Annotated in this window: 12 protein-coding genes, 2 tRNA genes and 1 pseudogene; 4 read left to right on the top strand and 11 right to left on the bottom strand. The window is 66.7% G+C overall.

Annotated elements, in window-relative coordinates:
* Positions 1-42: 42 nt before the first annotated feature.
* Together Q0S71_RS14235 and Q0S71_RS14230 are read right to left on the bottom strand one after the other, a co-directional pair.
* Positions 43-459 carry a hypothetical protein gene (locus tag Q0S71_RS14235; protein WP_295996746.1) on the bottom strand — a complete coding sequence of 139 codons (417 nt, stop codon included), beginning with the start codon at positions 457-459 and terminating at the stop codon, positions 43-45.
* Between the two features lie 80 nt (positions 460-539).
* On the bottom strand, positions 540-1,361 hold the full coding sequence (locus Q0S71_RS14230) for a helix-turn-helix transcriptional regulator (protein ID WP_295996743.1): 822 nt from the start codon (positions 1,359-1,361) through the stop codon (positions 540-542).
* 166 nt (positions 1,362-1,527) lie between these two features.
* On the opposite strand from Q0S71_RS14230, the gene Q0S71_RS14225 reads away from it, so the two are divergent.
* Both Q0S71_RS14225 and Q0S71_RS14220 read left to right on the top strand, forming a co-directional pair.
* Positions 1,528-1,604: transfer RNA gene (locus tag Q0S71_RS14225), tRNA-Pro, on the top strand.
* 81 nt (positions 1,605-1,685) lie between these two features.
* Positions 1,686-1,760: transfer RNA gene (locus Q0S71_RS14220), tRNA-Arg, on the top strand.
* Positions 1,761-1,835: 75 nt separating this feature from the next.
* On the opposite strand, the gene Q0S71_RS14215 is transcribed toward Q0S71_RS14220, so the two are convergent.
* Complete coding sequence (locus Q0S71_RS14215; protein WP_295996740.1) at positions 1,836-4,013, bottom strand: ATP-binding protein; 2,178 nt, start codon at positions 4,011-4,013, stop codon at positions 1,836-1,838.
* The gene (locus tag Q0S71_RS14210) at positions 4,010-4,612 is read right to left on the bottom strand and encodes a biliverdin-producing heme oxygenase (RefSeq protein ID WP_295996736.1); all 603 of its coding nucleotides are present in this window, start codon (positions 4,610-4,612) and stop codon (positions 4,010-4,012) included. Before Q0S71_RS14210 ends, Q0S71_RS14215 begins: the two co-directional genes overlap by 4 nt.
* Positions 4,613-4,811: 199 nt before the next feature.
* Here Q0S71_RS14210 and Q0S71_RS14205 point away from each other — a divergent pair, with 199 nt between their 5' ends.
* Positions 4,812-5,525: a hypothetical protein gene (locus Q0S71_RS14205; RefSeq protein WP_295996733.1), complete on the top strand. Its 714-nt coding sequence runs from the start codon at positions 4,812-4,814 to the stop codon at positions 5,523-5,525.
* A gap of 30 nt (positions 5,526-5,555) precedes the next feature.
* Here the strand turns inward: Q0S71_RS14205 and Q0S71_RS14200 are convergent, their stop codons facing one another.
* On the bottom strand, positions 5,556-6,965 hold the full coding sequence (locus tag Q0S71_RS14200) for an MFS transporter (RefSeq protein ID WP_295996730.1): 1,410 nt from the start codon (positions 6,963-6,965) through the stop codon (positions 5,556-5,558).
* Between the two features lie 180 nt (positions 6,966-7,145).
* On the opposite strand from Q0S71_RS14200, the gene Q0S71_RS14195 reads away from it, so the two are divergent.
* Positions 7,146-7,382 (top strand): 4-oxalocrotonate tautomerase family protein, encoded by a 237-nt coding sequence (locus Q0S71_RS14195; RefSeq protein ID WP_295996727.1) that lies wholly within the window; start codon positions 7,146-7,148, stop codon positions 7,380-7,382.
* 28 nt (positions 7,383-7,410) lie between these two features.
* Here Q0S71_RS14195 and Q0S71_RS14190 read toward each other — a convergent pair whose 3' ends face one another.
* The 6 genes and pseudogenes from Q0S71_RS14190 to Q0S71_RS14165 form a co-directional block, all read right to left on the bottom strand.
* A complete protein-coding gene (locus Q0S71_RS14190; RefSeq protein ID WP_295996723.1) occupies positions 7,411-8,538 on the bottom strand; it encodes an alkene reductase in 1,128 nt (375 codons plus the stop codon).
* Positions 8,539-8,608: 70 nt separating this feature from the next.
* Positions 8,609-9,823: an MFS transporter gene (locus Q0S71_RS14185; RefSeq protein WP_295996720.1), complete on the bottom strand. Its 1,215-nt coding sequence runs from the start codon at positions 9,821-9,823 to the stop codon at positions 8,609-8,611.
* A gap of 90 nt (positions 9,824-9,913) precedes the next feature.
* Positions 9,914-10,489, bottom strand: a complete 576-nt coding sequence (locus Q0S71_RS14180; protein ID WP_295996717.1) for a TetR/AcrR family transcriptional regulator — start codon at positions 10,487-10,489, stop codon at positions 9,914-9,916.
* A gap of 140 nt (positions 10,490-10,629) precedes the next feature.
* Positions 10,630-11,076 (bottom strand): annotated as a pseudogene (locus tag Q0S71_RS14175) (SRPBCC family protein); the annotation flags it as partial.
* Positions 11,069-11,404, bottom strand: a complete 336-nt coding sequence (locus Q0S71_RS14170) for a helix-turn-helix transcriptional regulator (protein ID WP_295996714.1) — start codon at positions 11,402-11,404, stop codon at positions 11,069-11,071. The pseudogene Q0S71_RS14175 and the gene Q0S71_RS14170, both read right to left, overlap by 8 nt.
* Before the next feature lie 170 nt (positions 11,405-11,574).
* The coding region (locus tag Q0S71_RS14165) for a carbohydrate porin (protein ID WP_295996710.1) at positions 11,575-11,944 on the bottom strand (370 nt) is incomplete at its 5' end.

Genomic DNA, 11,944 nt, shown 5'->3' with positions numbered 1-11,944 from the left:
TCGCTCGGCCCAGCCCCGGCGCAACTCAGCGTCAACTCAGCGTCAACGCAAGGTCAGCGCCAGCGGCTCCTGCGCGCTCATGCTGCCGTCGGCTAGCTGGCGCGGCGGCGTCGCGATCAGCAACTGTCCGCTGGCGCGGCCGTCGTCGTGGAGGTCGATATATATCTTCAATTGCCCATCGCGCGCCGCGAAACCGTGGTCGCCGGTGGCGGCCAGTTCATGCTGCGGCTGGTCGTCCAGCGCCGCGTACAGGCGGGCGCCCCAACTCCTCACGATCAGCGTCTGGCCGTTCGACAGCTCGTAGGCGCCGCGGTAGCGCCCCAGGTCGTCGCTGCTGACGCGATGCAAGGGCTCATTGCTGTCGAGCCGCAGCGTCGGCGCATTGACGATCACATCGTCCTGCGCGTGGACGACGCTCGACGTCATGGCCAGCAACATCAGTACGATCAGTTTTTTCATGGCCTGCCATCCTTTCAGATCGATGCGCCGCTGTGCTTGCGGGCGCATCTGTCAGTATAGGCGGCGCGCGCGCTTTGGCTTCATCCGAATGGATGAGGCGGCCGCGCTTGTTCCTGGCGCGGTGCCGCCGCCGCGCCGGTGCCGACGCCGGCGCCCAGTATCAGCGCGATCAGTTCGCCCTGGCGCGAAGTCGCCGTCTTGCGGTAGACGTGGTGCATATGTGTTTTCACCGTATTGACCGTGACGTGCTGCGACTGCGCGATCTGCTCCAGCGAACCGCCCTCGGCCAGCGCTTTCGCCACCACCGCCTCCGACGGTGTGAGGGCGAACAGCTGCTGCAAGGCCAGCGCCGGCGGCGCCGCCGCCGCCATCTCGCGCACGAAGACGATGGCCAGCGCGATGCCTGACAACAGCCTCGGCACCGGCATCGGCAGCGCCAGCGGCACGGCGCTCACCATCAGCGGCGCCTGTTGGTGGCGGTGGAAACACAGCGGCGGCGCTTGCTGGTGCCGAGCATCGGCGTCGATCGCCCGCGCCACCAGCACAGCCAGTGCCGGCGTTCCGTCGCTGGTGTCGGCCATCAGCCGTCCCTGATGACGCCGCAGCGGCGCGCCGTTTTGCAGCAGCGCATCGGCATCGGCGCTGGCGTGCAGCACGGTCAGATCGCGGTCGACGACGAGGGCGGCGCTCCGGGTGTGCGTCAGCACCGCGTCGCCGACATGCGCGATCAGTTCGGCGCGCTGCAAGCGCTCGCGCAGCGACAGGGCGCGCTTCAAATGACGGCGCAGGGCCGCGTCGCCGTCGCGATAAAGTTGGGACGGGAACGCGTGCTGGAGATCGAGCGCGGCGTCGTACAGCTGTTCGATCAGATCGGGCTTTAAGGTATCAGGCTGCTCATTCATCGCGCATTCTTTCCCGGCGATACAAGCAGCAATTCTGGTGGCGTCGCGGCCAAATGTAACGACATAAATTTCTATCGGAGGCGGGCGATTGGTCGCCGTACTGCATGGCGCAAAGTTTCCGCCTCATCATTGACGGAACGCGCGGCAGCGGTTATTATCTTGTCTTCGGAGTGTGGCGCAGCCCGGTAGCGCACCTGGTTTGGGACCAGGGGGTCCAAGGTTCGAATCCTTGTACTCCGACCAAGAACTTTTAAAACGGGCTGTCACTGACAGCCCGTTTTTCATTTCCGCAGCACTTAGGCGCGTTTTTTTGCGCCATCAAATCCGCCCGTCGTTCAACGGATAGGACCTCGCTCTTCTAAAGCGATCATGGGGGTTCGATTCCCTCCGGGCGGACCATCCTACTTTCCTCGCAGACCGCTGTGCGCCCCGGCTTTTCCGCTCGCCCCCGCATCGACACGTCCGTCCGGCGCTTCAGCCATCGAGCGGCAGGACCACCGTAAAAATCACCTGCGGCTGGTCGTAGTGGTAGGTGATGCTGCCGCCATGTTCAAGCACGATCTGGCGCACGATGTGCAGGCCCAGTCCCATGCCGCCGCGGTTGCGGGCGTTGTCGAGTGACACGCGCTTGAACGGGTCGTACAGCGCGGGCACGAGGTCGGCATCGATGGCGGTGCCGACATTGCCTATCACCAGCACGGCATGCTGGGGGCGCCGGTACAGCTCTATGCTCACCGGATGCGCCGGGTCGCCGTGACTGCGGGCGTTGTTGAGCAAATTGCTGATGACCTGGGTCAGGCGGTCGGCGTCGGCGTGGATGAAGACGCCGCTGGCGGCGTCGAGCCGGTAGTCGGTGGCCGGATGGCCGGTGCGCGCTTCGTCGACGATGTCATCGAGCACCACGCTCAGGTTGACGCGCTCGCGCTGCATGCCCAGGCCGATGCCGCGGTCGATGCGGCTCACGTCCAGGATTTGCCCGACCAGCCGTCCCATGCGCGAGCTGGAACGGCGGATGCGGCGTCCGATTTCCTTCGGCTCGCCGCCCAGTTCCAGCACCGTCGCGGCCATGCTGATGGCGTTGAGCGGGTCGCGCAAATCGTGGCCCAGCATGGCGAACAATTGCTCGCGCGCGCGTTCCGTTTCCACGTGGCGCGCAATGCTGGCGCGGTGCATTTCCCCCAGCAACTGCTGGGCGATGATGACGTGGGTGTGGTCCCAGGGCTTGGCCAGTCCCATCACCGTCTGGCACCATTCCTCGAAGGAGCCGCGCGGCGTCAGGCGCGGACCGAGCGGGCCGTGCACGGTGATCTTTTCCGGCTTGCCGCCCCAACGCACTTCCTCGATCTGCTCGGCGCGCAGCACGATCATCCAGCCATTGCTGGCGCGGTCGAAACACATCGCCAGCATGCCTATCCACTTGCCCAGCCCGTCGGCCAGTTCCGGCGGCCAGGCGACGCGCGCGTCGCGCAGCACCAGATCTTCCTCATGCCGGGCCAGCGACTTGACGATGGCCGTGGCTAAGGAACGGTCGACCTCGCCATGGATGAGGATGCGGTCGTGCAGGCTGACGATCAGCACCTCGGCCGCCAGCATGGCGCACAGCGGCGCGGCGTGTTCGGACAGCGATTGCAGCATGTCGTCGTCGCTGAGCATGGCTTCCATCAGGTGCGAGCGCAGCGCCGTCGACTGTTCGATCAGCTGGGTGCGCTGGCGCGCCTCCAGCAGCTGCACCGACGCGGCCAGCACCTGCACCATGACTTCGGTGGCCATGCGGATCGAATACGGCACCTGCTTGGGCGCCAGGTGGTGGCAGGCCAGCATGCCCCACAACTTGTCGTTGATGACGATGGAAATGCTCATCGAGGCGCCCACGCCCATGTTTTGCAGGTATTCGATATGGATGGGCGAGACGCTGCGCAGCACGCAATGGCTCATGTCGATCGGACTGTCGCCGTCGCGGCCGACCATGGGCTGGGGCGGCTCGTTGACGTCGGAGATCAGGCGCAGCGTGTTGATGATGTACAGGCGGCGCGCCTGGGCCGGGATGTCGCCGGGCGGATAGCGCATGCCCAGCAACGGCGCCAGGTCGGCGCGGCGCGCCTCGGCCGCCACTTCGCCGCTGTCGTCGTGGCGGAAGCGGTAGCCCATCACGCGGTCGAAGCCGGTCAGCGCGCGCACTTGTTCGGCGGCCATTTGCAGCAGGGCGGTGACGGATTTTTCGCGCTTGAGCCGCTCGATGGCGGCGTGCGCCTTGACGGCGAACATCGCCACGGTTTCCGAGGCCACCGTGCGGCGCTCGTATTCGATCAGGATGCGGCCCAGGTAGGTGTGCACGATGCAGTCGAACTGGTGGGCGGCGATGGTGGTTTCGACGGCCGTGTGCACCGATTCGCCGTCGGCGTTGTCGTTGACGCAGCTGGCGATGATGTCGAGCACGGCCGGCGCCAGGCCGATGGCGGCCAGCGGCAGCCCGAGCGACAGGCTCAGCTGCAACAGCTCGGGCGCGTTGCCGCTCCAGGCCGTCAGTAGTTGTGCGCGGTCGAACACCAGCAGGGCGCCGTGCGACTGTATGCTGCCGGGCAGGTGTATCGGCTCGTCGGCACAGGTCGCCAACGTGGCGGCGGCGACCGGCCGTGTGTCCGGCGGCGTCATGCGGCTTGCCCGGCGTCCAGGCGCGCGTCCAGGCCGTGCAGGGCCAGGATGCGGTCGAAGGCGTCGCGCGCGCCGTCGCAGGCGGCCGCGATGGCCGCCGGCTCGCGCACCGCCGCGCGCAGGCCGTGGAGGAAGGCGGTCCAGCGCGGGCCCGGCGCCACGTTGTCGGCCGACAGGTAGCGCAGCGGGTGGGGACTCAAGGTGGCCGCCAGCCGCCGGTACAGCACGGTGCCGCCCAATTGCGAGCCGTCGATGACGTAGCAGACGCCCCAACGGTAGGCCGCCGCGTCGCTGGCGGGCGCGCCGAAGGGGAGCTGGTGCCGATGTTCGTGCAGGTAGGGATGCCGGTCCGCCGGCGCCAGGCTGGGATCGGCCAGATCCGCCTCAATCAGGGCCAGTCTTGCGGTCGGCGGCAAAAAGTCCGGGTCCTGGGGGCCGTCGTCGAACTGGCCCAGCCATTGCTGAAGCGGCCCCAGCCATGCGCGCAGGACGAGCAGATGCTGCCGGTAGTCGGCGAACGTGGGATGGCTGCCGGCGATGGGCAGCTGGCTGTCGAGCCTGTCGTGCTGCGCTTGGGTTTCAGCGCGCAGAGCCGCCACCACATCGTATTTGGCATCGTTAAAAATAATCGTGTTCCTCCCGCGATGAGTATAGTCTGGATAGCGTGCCGACATCCTGATATTTCAAGCGAACGGCCGCCGTCCGGTGCTCCCGGCGCACGGTCCGGCCGGGCATCTGCGGTATCATGCGTCACTTTTATGCGTCACTTTTACGCGTCACCCCATCCATCAAGCCGACATGACACCGACCACGCTCCCCGACCGCGTCACCACCGAACAAACCTGCCTCTGGCTAACCGCGCAAACGAACTCGCCGTGGACGCTGGCGCGCCTGCTCGAACACGGCTTGACGCCCTACGTCTGGCTCGACTACGCGCCGGACTTGGCCGAGCTGTTCGCCGAGGGCATCACCGGCTATGCCGCGCCGGTGGTGTTCATCGAGGACACTCAGCGGCTGGCGGCCGGCAGCGACGACGTGCTGATCCGTTTTACGCGCGACTCCGAGCGCATCGCCATCGCGCTGAAGCCGCCGGGCCTGCGCCGGCCGCTGGCGGACCTGCGCTTTTTCCGGCGCGACGTCGCGCAGCTGGCGCACGATGTGCTCCATCCCAAGCCGGTCGAAGTGGCGCCGCCGCCACCGCCGGCCACGGAAAGTTTGAAAGGCATCAGCAGGGACGAGGTGCTGACCGCTTTCGGCGCGATCGTCAAGCTGAACCTGGAGCAGGCGCTGGCCGGCGCGGTCGGCATCTTCGGCGACGACGGTGCGCGCGTGCGCAAGAATTCGCGCGGCGGCAAGAACAATTATTTGTGGAATCCGGTCACGCTGGCCTTCGGCCTGAACGATGTGCACCGGGTGCCGATGTCGCACCTGAAAAAAGCCTTCGCCACGCAGGACGTTTTATGGGAGTGGCAAGCGGCCTGGCTGGAATCGCTGGCGCTGCTGGGCGAATAGGGGCGCCGGGCCGCCGCCGTCATCGCCGGCTCAGGCCGGCCGGGCGGCGTGCGCCACGCCGGCCCGGCTGAAGTAAGCGGTGGCGGCCGCCGCCAGCAGCAGCAAGGCCGAAATCGTCATCACGCTGTGCACGCCGTCCATGATGGCCGCGCCGCTGCCGCTGCCGCCGGCGACGATGGCGCCGAAGATGGCGACCCCGGTGGCGCCGCCGACCTGGCGCGCCGTGTTCAGCACGGCCGAAGCCGTCCCCGCCTGATGCCGTTCGACGCTGGTCAGGATCGACGTCGTCATCGCTGGCACGGCCAGTCCCATGCCGGCTGGTATGAGCGCCAGCCCCGGCAGCATGTCGAGGAAGGTGGCGTGGTCCGAGATGCCGAACGCGCCCAGCAGCGCGTAGCCGGCGCAGCCGATCAGGGCGCCCAGCACCATGGGCGTGCGCAGTCCGGTGCGCGCCGACAGTCGTCCGCTGGCGATATTCGAAAAGATGAAAGTGCCCGTCAGCGGCAAAAAGGTCAGCCCGGTCTGCATCACGGACAGGCCGCGCACTTTTTGCAGATAAAAACTGAGCACGAAGATCATGCCGTAATACGCGAAATTGAGCAGCACGCCCAGCAGCACGGCGCCGGAAAAGCGCAGGCTGTGGAACAGCGTCAGCGGCAGCATGGGCTCGCGCGCGCGGCGCTCGACCAGCAAAAAGGCGGCGCCGGCGATGAAGGCGAGCAGGAAGCCGCCCCGCACCAGCGCGCTGGACCAGCCCAGCGCCTGCACCTCGATCACGGCGCCGATGAAACCGGTCAGCGCCAATACCGACAGCAGCTGGCCCGGCACGTCGAAATGCCTTGCGCCCTCCTTGCGCTCCATGCGCGGCACCACCCGGCAGGTCAGCGCGAAGCCGGCGATGCAGATCGGCACGTTGACCCAGAAGATGCTGCGCCAGCCCGCCGTCGACAGCAGCAGGCCGCCTATCACCGGGCCGGCCGCGATCGACACGCCGCCGGCCGCCGTCCACCAGCCTATGGCCTTGGCCAGCAGCTTTTTATCGTGGGCGTAGGCGGCGTTGAGGATGGACAGCGAGCTCGGCACGAGCAGCGCCGCGCCCACGCCCTGCACCGCGCGCGCCGCGTTCAGCGCCATCGCCGACGGCGCCATCGCGCAGGCGACGGAGGCCAGCGTGAACAGGCCGAAGCCGGTCAGGAACACGCGTTTGGAGCCGAACTTGTCGCCCATCACGCCGGCCGACAGCAGGAACACGGCGAAGCCCAGCGTGTAGGCGTCGACCACCCACTGCAGGGCGCTGACGCCGGCGCCCAGTTCCGCGCCCATGCTGGGCAGCGCCACGTTGACGATGGTGACGTCGAGCTGGACGATGATGAAGGCGAAGCTGGTCGCCAGCAGCACCGCCAGCGAAGGCGGGCGCGGCGGGCTCGATGTCGCGGGCATGGCATTCTCCGGAAACGATGAGGCATAAAATGCGGTACCGATACGGCATTTAAAAAACGCCCGGTAATGAATCGGCCGCCCTCTCGGCGGCGCAGCCGAAAGTATAATCGATCACCCGGAACACAGCCGTGTCGCCGATGGTCTCGATGGTCTCGATTGTCTATTAACGGAGCTACTACCATGCCATATGTCAATATCCGCATCACCCGCGAAGGCGTCACCCCGGAACAGAAGGTGGAACTGATCGAAGGCGTCACCGATTTGCTGGCGCGCGTGCTCAACAAGAATTCCGCCACCACCTTCGTCATTATCGATGAAGTCGACACCGACAACTGGGGCTTGAACCGCGAAAGCGTCACCACCGTGCGCGCCCGCGCGGCGGCCAAGCTGGCGGCCGCCGAAGGCACGGCGCCATGACGGCGGACCGCGGCGTCGATCCGGCGCGTCAGGCGGCGCGGCTCTGCTGCTGCTCCAGCGTCGGGTAATCGAGATAGCCTGGCTCGGCGCCGCCGTAGAAGGTGGCGCGGTCGTAGGCGTTGAGCGGCGCGTTGCTGGTCAAGCGCTCGACCAGGTCGGGATTGGCGATGTAGCTGCGGCCGAAGGCGACGGCGTCGGCGCCGCCGGCGGCCAGCAGCGCCTCGGCGCTGTCGCGCGTGTAGCCGCCGGCCGAAATCACCGGGCCGCTGAAGGCCTGGCGGAACAGGGCGACGTTGTTGTCCAGGCCGGCGCGCAGTTCGTCCGACAGTCCCAGTTCGGCGGCGCGCGCCTCGACCAGGTGCAGATAGGCCAGGGGGCGCTGGCTCAGCTGCGCCAGCACATGGCCGAACAGCGCCGTGGTGTCGCTGTCGCGCATGTCATTGAACTGGCTGAACGGCGACAGGCGGATGGCGGTGCGGTCGATGCCGATTTCCGCGCCGATGGCGTCGACCACGTCGAGCAGGAAGCGGCTGCGGTTTTCGATGCTGCCGCCGTAGTTGTCGGTGCGCAGATTGCTGCCGTCGTGCAGGAACTGGTCGATCAGGTAGCCGTTGGCGCCGTGGATTTCGACGCCGTCGAAGCCGGCCAGCATGGCGTTGCGGGCGGCTTGGCGGAAGTCGCCGACGATGGCGCCGATCTCGTCCGCTTCCAGCGCGCGCGGCGTTTCAAAGGCGGTCAGCGCGAATTCGCGGGTAAAAGCCATGCCGGTGGCCGGCGCCACGGCCGACGGCGCCACCGGCGCCAGGTTGTCGCTGGTGTAGCTGGAGTACGAGACCCGGCCGCCGTGGGCGATCTGGAGGAAGATGCGTCCGCCCCGTGCGTGCACGGCCCGCGTCACCTTTTTCCAGCCGTCGATCTGGGCCTCGGTGTGGATGCCGGGCATGCCGGGATAGGAGTGGCCGAGCGCGCCGATGCGGGTCGACTCGGTGATAATCAGGCCGGCCGAGGCGCGCTGCGCATAATAGTCGGCGTTCATTGCGGTCGGCACGCCGCTGTCGCCGGCGCGCATGCGGGTCAGCGGCGCCATGATGATGCGGTTGGGCAGTTCGATGCGGCCGAGGCGGATAGTTTGCAGCAGGGCGGTAATGGTGGTCATGATAATTCCTTTATAGATAGCCGGAGCAGGCCTCCGGTGAGCAACATCGAATGGAGTAACGGGTGGGGGCTTATTTGCTGGCGCTGACAACCGCGCTGGCGCTGGTGCGCTGGCCGGCGCCCCAGACCACCAGCAGGGCGGCGATTTCGCACAGGGCGCCAACCCAGCCCAGGTCGCTGACCGCGCCCTTGACCAGGGTGAAGGAACCGAGCGCGGCACCGAGCGAGAAGCCGAGGTAGAGGAAGGAGGCGTTCAGCGACAGGGCGATGGGCGCGGCCTGGACGCCGGCGATGCCGATCAGGCGGGCCTGCTGCGCCGGATGTACGGCCCAGGCCGCCACACCCCAGACGAACACGCCGATCCAGACCGGCAGCAGCGCGGCCGACGGCAGCAGCCAGTGGCCGGCGGCCGACATCGCCGCCAGGGCCAGCGCCGCGATCAGCAGGCTGGGCGCGATGACGGACTGGGCGCCTTTTTTGTCGTTGACATGGCCGCCGATGAACACGCCGACGGCCGCCGCCGCGCCCCAGGTGAACAGGGCGGCGCCGATTTCGGTGGCGTTCATGTTGGCCGTCGCGGCCAGCAGCGGCGACAGATAGGTGTAGACGGTGTAGCAACCCATGGCCCACAGCGTGGTCATCAGCAGTGCCTTGAGCATGGCCGGCTGGCGCACCACGGCCAGCCGTTCGGCCAGCGTGGCGACGTGCAGATTCGCGCCGGATGAGCGGTCGAGGCCGTTGACCAGGCCGGCCACGGCCAGCAGGGCCAGGGCGCTGACGCCGGCGAACGTCATGCGCCAGCCGAAGTGCGCGCCGATGTAGGCGCCCAGCGGCACGCCGAGTGCGATGGCGATGGTGGTGCCGCCGTTGACGATGGCCAGCGCGCGGCCGCGCCGCTGCGGCGCCGCCAAGGTGCCGGCGAGGGCGTTGGCGGCCGGAATGTAGACGCTTGCCGCCAACGCCAGCAGCACGCGCGCCGCCATCAAGCTCCAGTAGCCGTCGGCGCGGAAGGCGATCAGGTTGGCGGCGGCGAAGGCGGCCATGGCCCAGATCAGCAGCGTGCGGCGGTTCAGGTGGCCGGTGACGGCGGTCAGGATGGGCGAGCTGAAGGCGTAGGCCAGCGCGAACACGGTCACCAGCTGGCCGGCGGCGGCGGTCGACACGCCCAGGTCGGACGACATCTGCGGCAGCAGGGCGGCGATCATGAAGCCTTCGGTGCCGATGGCGAAGGCGCCGAGCGCCAGCCAGATCAGGGGAGTGATGCTTTGCTGGGTGTCAGGTTTCATCGTCTGTTCTCGTTTAAATTAGACCGGTCTGTTATTTTCGTGGCGAAAATAAAAGGAGACGGATCTCCTTTTACTGCGCCGCTGTCGGGATCAGGCCAGCGCGGTGGCCAGGCCCACGTTCAAGAAGATGTCGAGCGCGCGGCGGTTCTTTTCAACCCGGCCCCGCAAGACCGCGCCTTCCCAGGCGTCGAGCAGGAAGATGGACAAATCTTCCGGCGTGAATTTGCCGCCTATGCTGCCGTCGGCCTGGCCGTCGCGGATGGCGCCGGCGATGGCCGTCGACCACACGCCGTACACGGCCGCGAGGCGGTCGCGTATCATCGGGCTGCTGTCGCCGAGTTCACCGCTGAGGTTGCCCAGCAGGCAGCCGTGGACGAATTCCTTGTCGATGAACATATTGTTCAAGCCGGTGAAATACTGCTTCAGCCGTTCCGTCGGCGCGACCGACTGGTCCGCCAGTATCAGGCGGCGGGTCGGGTTGGAGCCGTATAGATCGACGACTTCGGCGCCCAGCGCTTCCTTGCTGGCGAAGTGGTGGTAGAACGAACCCTTCGGCACGCCAGCGGCCGTGGTGATGTCGAGTACGCCCGTCGCGTTGTAACCGTTGTGGTGCATCGCCTTCAGGCCGGCGGCAACGATATTTTCCCTGAGATTTGGTTTAGCCATGTCGCTATTATTAGACCGGTCGTCTCAAAAGTCAAGCGGATTTTGTTCGCGCCGGCTTTCCATCCCGACGCGGACGCGGGGCCGCGCGGTCCGCCGATCCGGCCCCGCGATGGCGGCGGCTTGCCCTTATTCCGGGCGGCGGGATAGGGCGCCGGCAGGACGACGGCGCCGCCTTCGAGCAGCGACTTGAGGTTGGAAATGATCTTCGGCCAGCCGCCGGAAACGGCGTCGATCAGCTTCGACGGTTCGCGCTCGATGCTGTGCGTGATCGACAGTTTGACGGCCGCGCCGGCCGGTTCCAGTTCCATGGTGCACAGCGAGTCGCCTTCGGCCTTCAGCTCGGGCATGTTCTGGTGCTGCCAGCGTATCACCAGGCGACGCGGCGGCGTAGCCTCGACGATGTGGCCGGCGTCGTAGACCACGCCGTCGCCGGACACGATCTTCCACGGCGATCCCGCCTTCCACTCGCTTTCGCAGTGCATGCCGAACCAGTACTGCTTCATGAACTCGGCGTCGGTCAGCGCCGACCACAGCTTTTCCGGCGTCGTGCGGATGTAGCTGACATAAACAAAAGTCGATTTATTCATTGCTATCCTCCAGTCGTTGTTTCAGGCCGCCCAGCGCTGTGAGGCGGGGTTGTTCGAACTTGGCGATCCAGCGCTCATGGATTTCCTGCAGCGGCACCGGATTGAGGAAGTGCAGCTTCTCGCGGCCGCGCCACATGACGGCCACCAGGCTGGCCGCCTCCAGCACGCCGATGTGCTGCGTCACGCCTTGCCGCGTCATGTCCAGGTGCACGCACAAATCGTTGAGCGTGCGGCCGTCGTATGCGTGCAGCAAATCGAGCAGCTTGCGTCGGCTGGGATCGGCGAGGGCTTTGAACAGCAAGTCGGTGTCATCGGGAGGTTCGGCCATGGGCTGTCATATGCAAGTAATCCATTGCATGAAGTATAGGCAAGCAATCGCTTGCATGTCAAGCGCGCGCGTGGCGACAACGGCGTAGACAATGAAAAAAGCCGGCTTGCGCCGGCTTCGTAGCGGGCGCGGCGACCATCCCTTTCAGGACAGCGCCGCGCTGGCTCAGATTACCACCATGCTTCCAGTTGCAGGCCAGCCGAGGTGCCGCTGGTACCGTTGCCGTAGACGGCGCCGGAGTTGTTGCTGGCGTTGACCAGGGGAGTGGCCGCGCCATTCCACTTGCCGTAGGTGACGTAGAAGCGCAACTCAGGACGCGACCAGTACGATTCGCCCATGGCGATGGTCGGCGCGATCGTGAACTTGGTCAAGTGCGCGGTGTCGCCGGTCGAATCTTGCTTGAGCGAGGTGTAGCCCAGCTCGCCTTGCAGCTTGAAGTTCTGCGTGAACGCGTAGACCGGACGCACGCCGGCGGTGACCCAGGTGTTGCGCAGGGTGATGTCGTCGGCCTTGTCCTTTTGGTACAGGGCCACGAATTCC

Origin of the sequence: Rugamonas sp. (genome assembly GCF_025354735.1) — a bacterium.
Classification (GTDB): Bacteria; Pseudomonadota; Gammaproteobacteria; order Burkholderiales; family Burkholderiaceae_D; genus Rugamonas.
This window is presented reverse-complemented; position numbering and strand designations above follow the sequence as displayed.

Coding starts and splice junctions, on each gene's coding strand:
- Q0S71_RS14215 (WP_295996740.1), bottom strand. CDS start 4,013: ATGACGCCGCCGGACACACGGCCGGTCGCCGCCGCCACGTTGGCGACC.
- Q0S71_RS14205 (WP_295996733.1), top strand. CDS start 4,812: ATGACACCGACCACGCTCCCCGACCGCGTCACCACCGAACAAACCTGC.
- Q0S71_RS14195 (WP_295996727.1), top strand. CDS start 7,146: ATGCCATATGTCAATATCCGCATCACCCGCGAAGGCGTCACCCCGGAA.
- Q0S71_RS14235 (WP_295996746.1), bottom strand. CDS start 459: ATGAAAAAACTGATCGTACTGATGTTGCTGGCCATGACGTCGAGCGTC.
- Q0S71_RS14185 (WP_295996720.1), bottom strand. CDS start 9,823: ATGAAACCTGACACCCAGCAAAGCATCACTCCCCTGATCTGGCTGGCG.
- Q0S71_RS14200 (WP_295996730.1), bottom strand. CDS start 6,965: ATGCCCGCGACATCGAGCCCGCCGCGCCCGCCTTCGCTGGCGGTGCTG.
- Q0S71_RS14230 (WP_295996743.1), bottom strand. CDS start 1,361: ATGAATGAGCAGCCTGATACCTTAAAGCCCGATCTGATCGAACAGCTG.
- Q0S71_RS14170 (WP_295996714.1), bottom strand. CDS start 11,404: ATGGCCGAACCTCCCGATGACACCGACTTGCTGTTCAAAGCCCTCGCC.
- Q0S71_RS14180 (WP_295996717.1), bottom strand. CDS start 10,489: ATGGCTAAACCAAATCTCAGGGAAAATATCGTTGCCGCCGGCCTGAAG.
- Q0S71_RS14190 (WP_295996723.1), bottom strand. CDS start 8,538: ATGACCACCATTACCGCCCTGCTGCAAACTATCCGCCTCGGCCGCATC.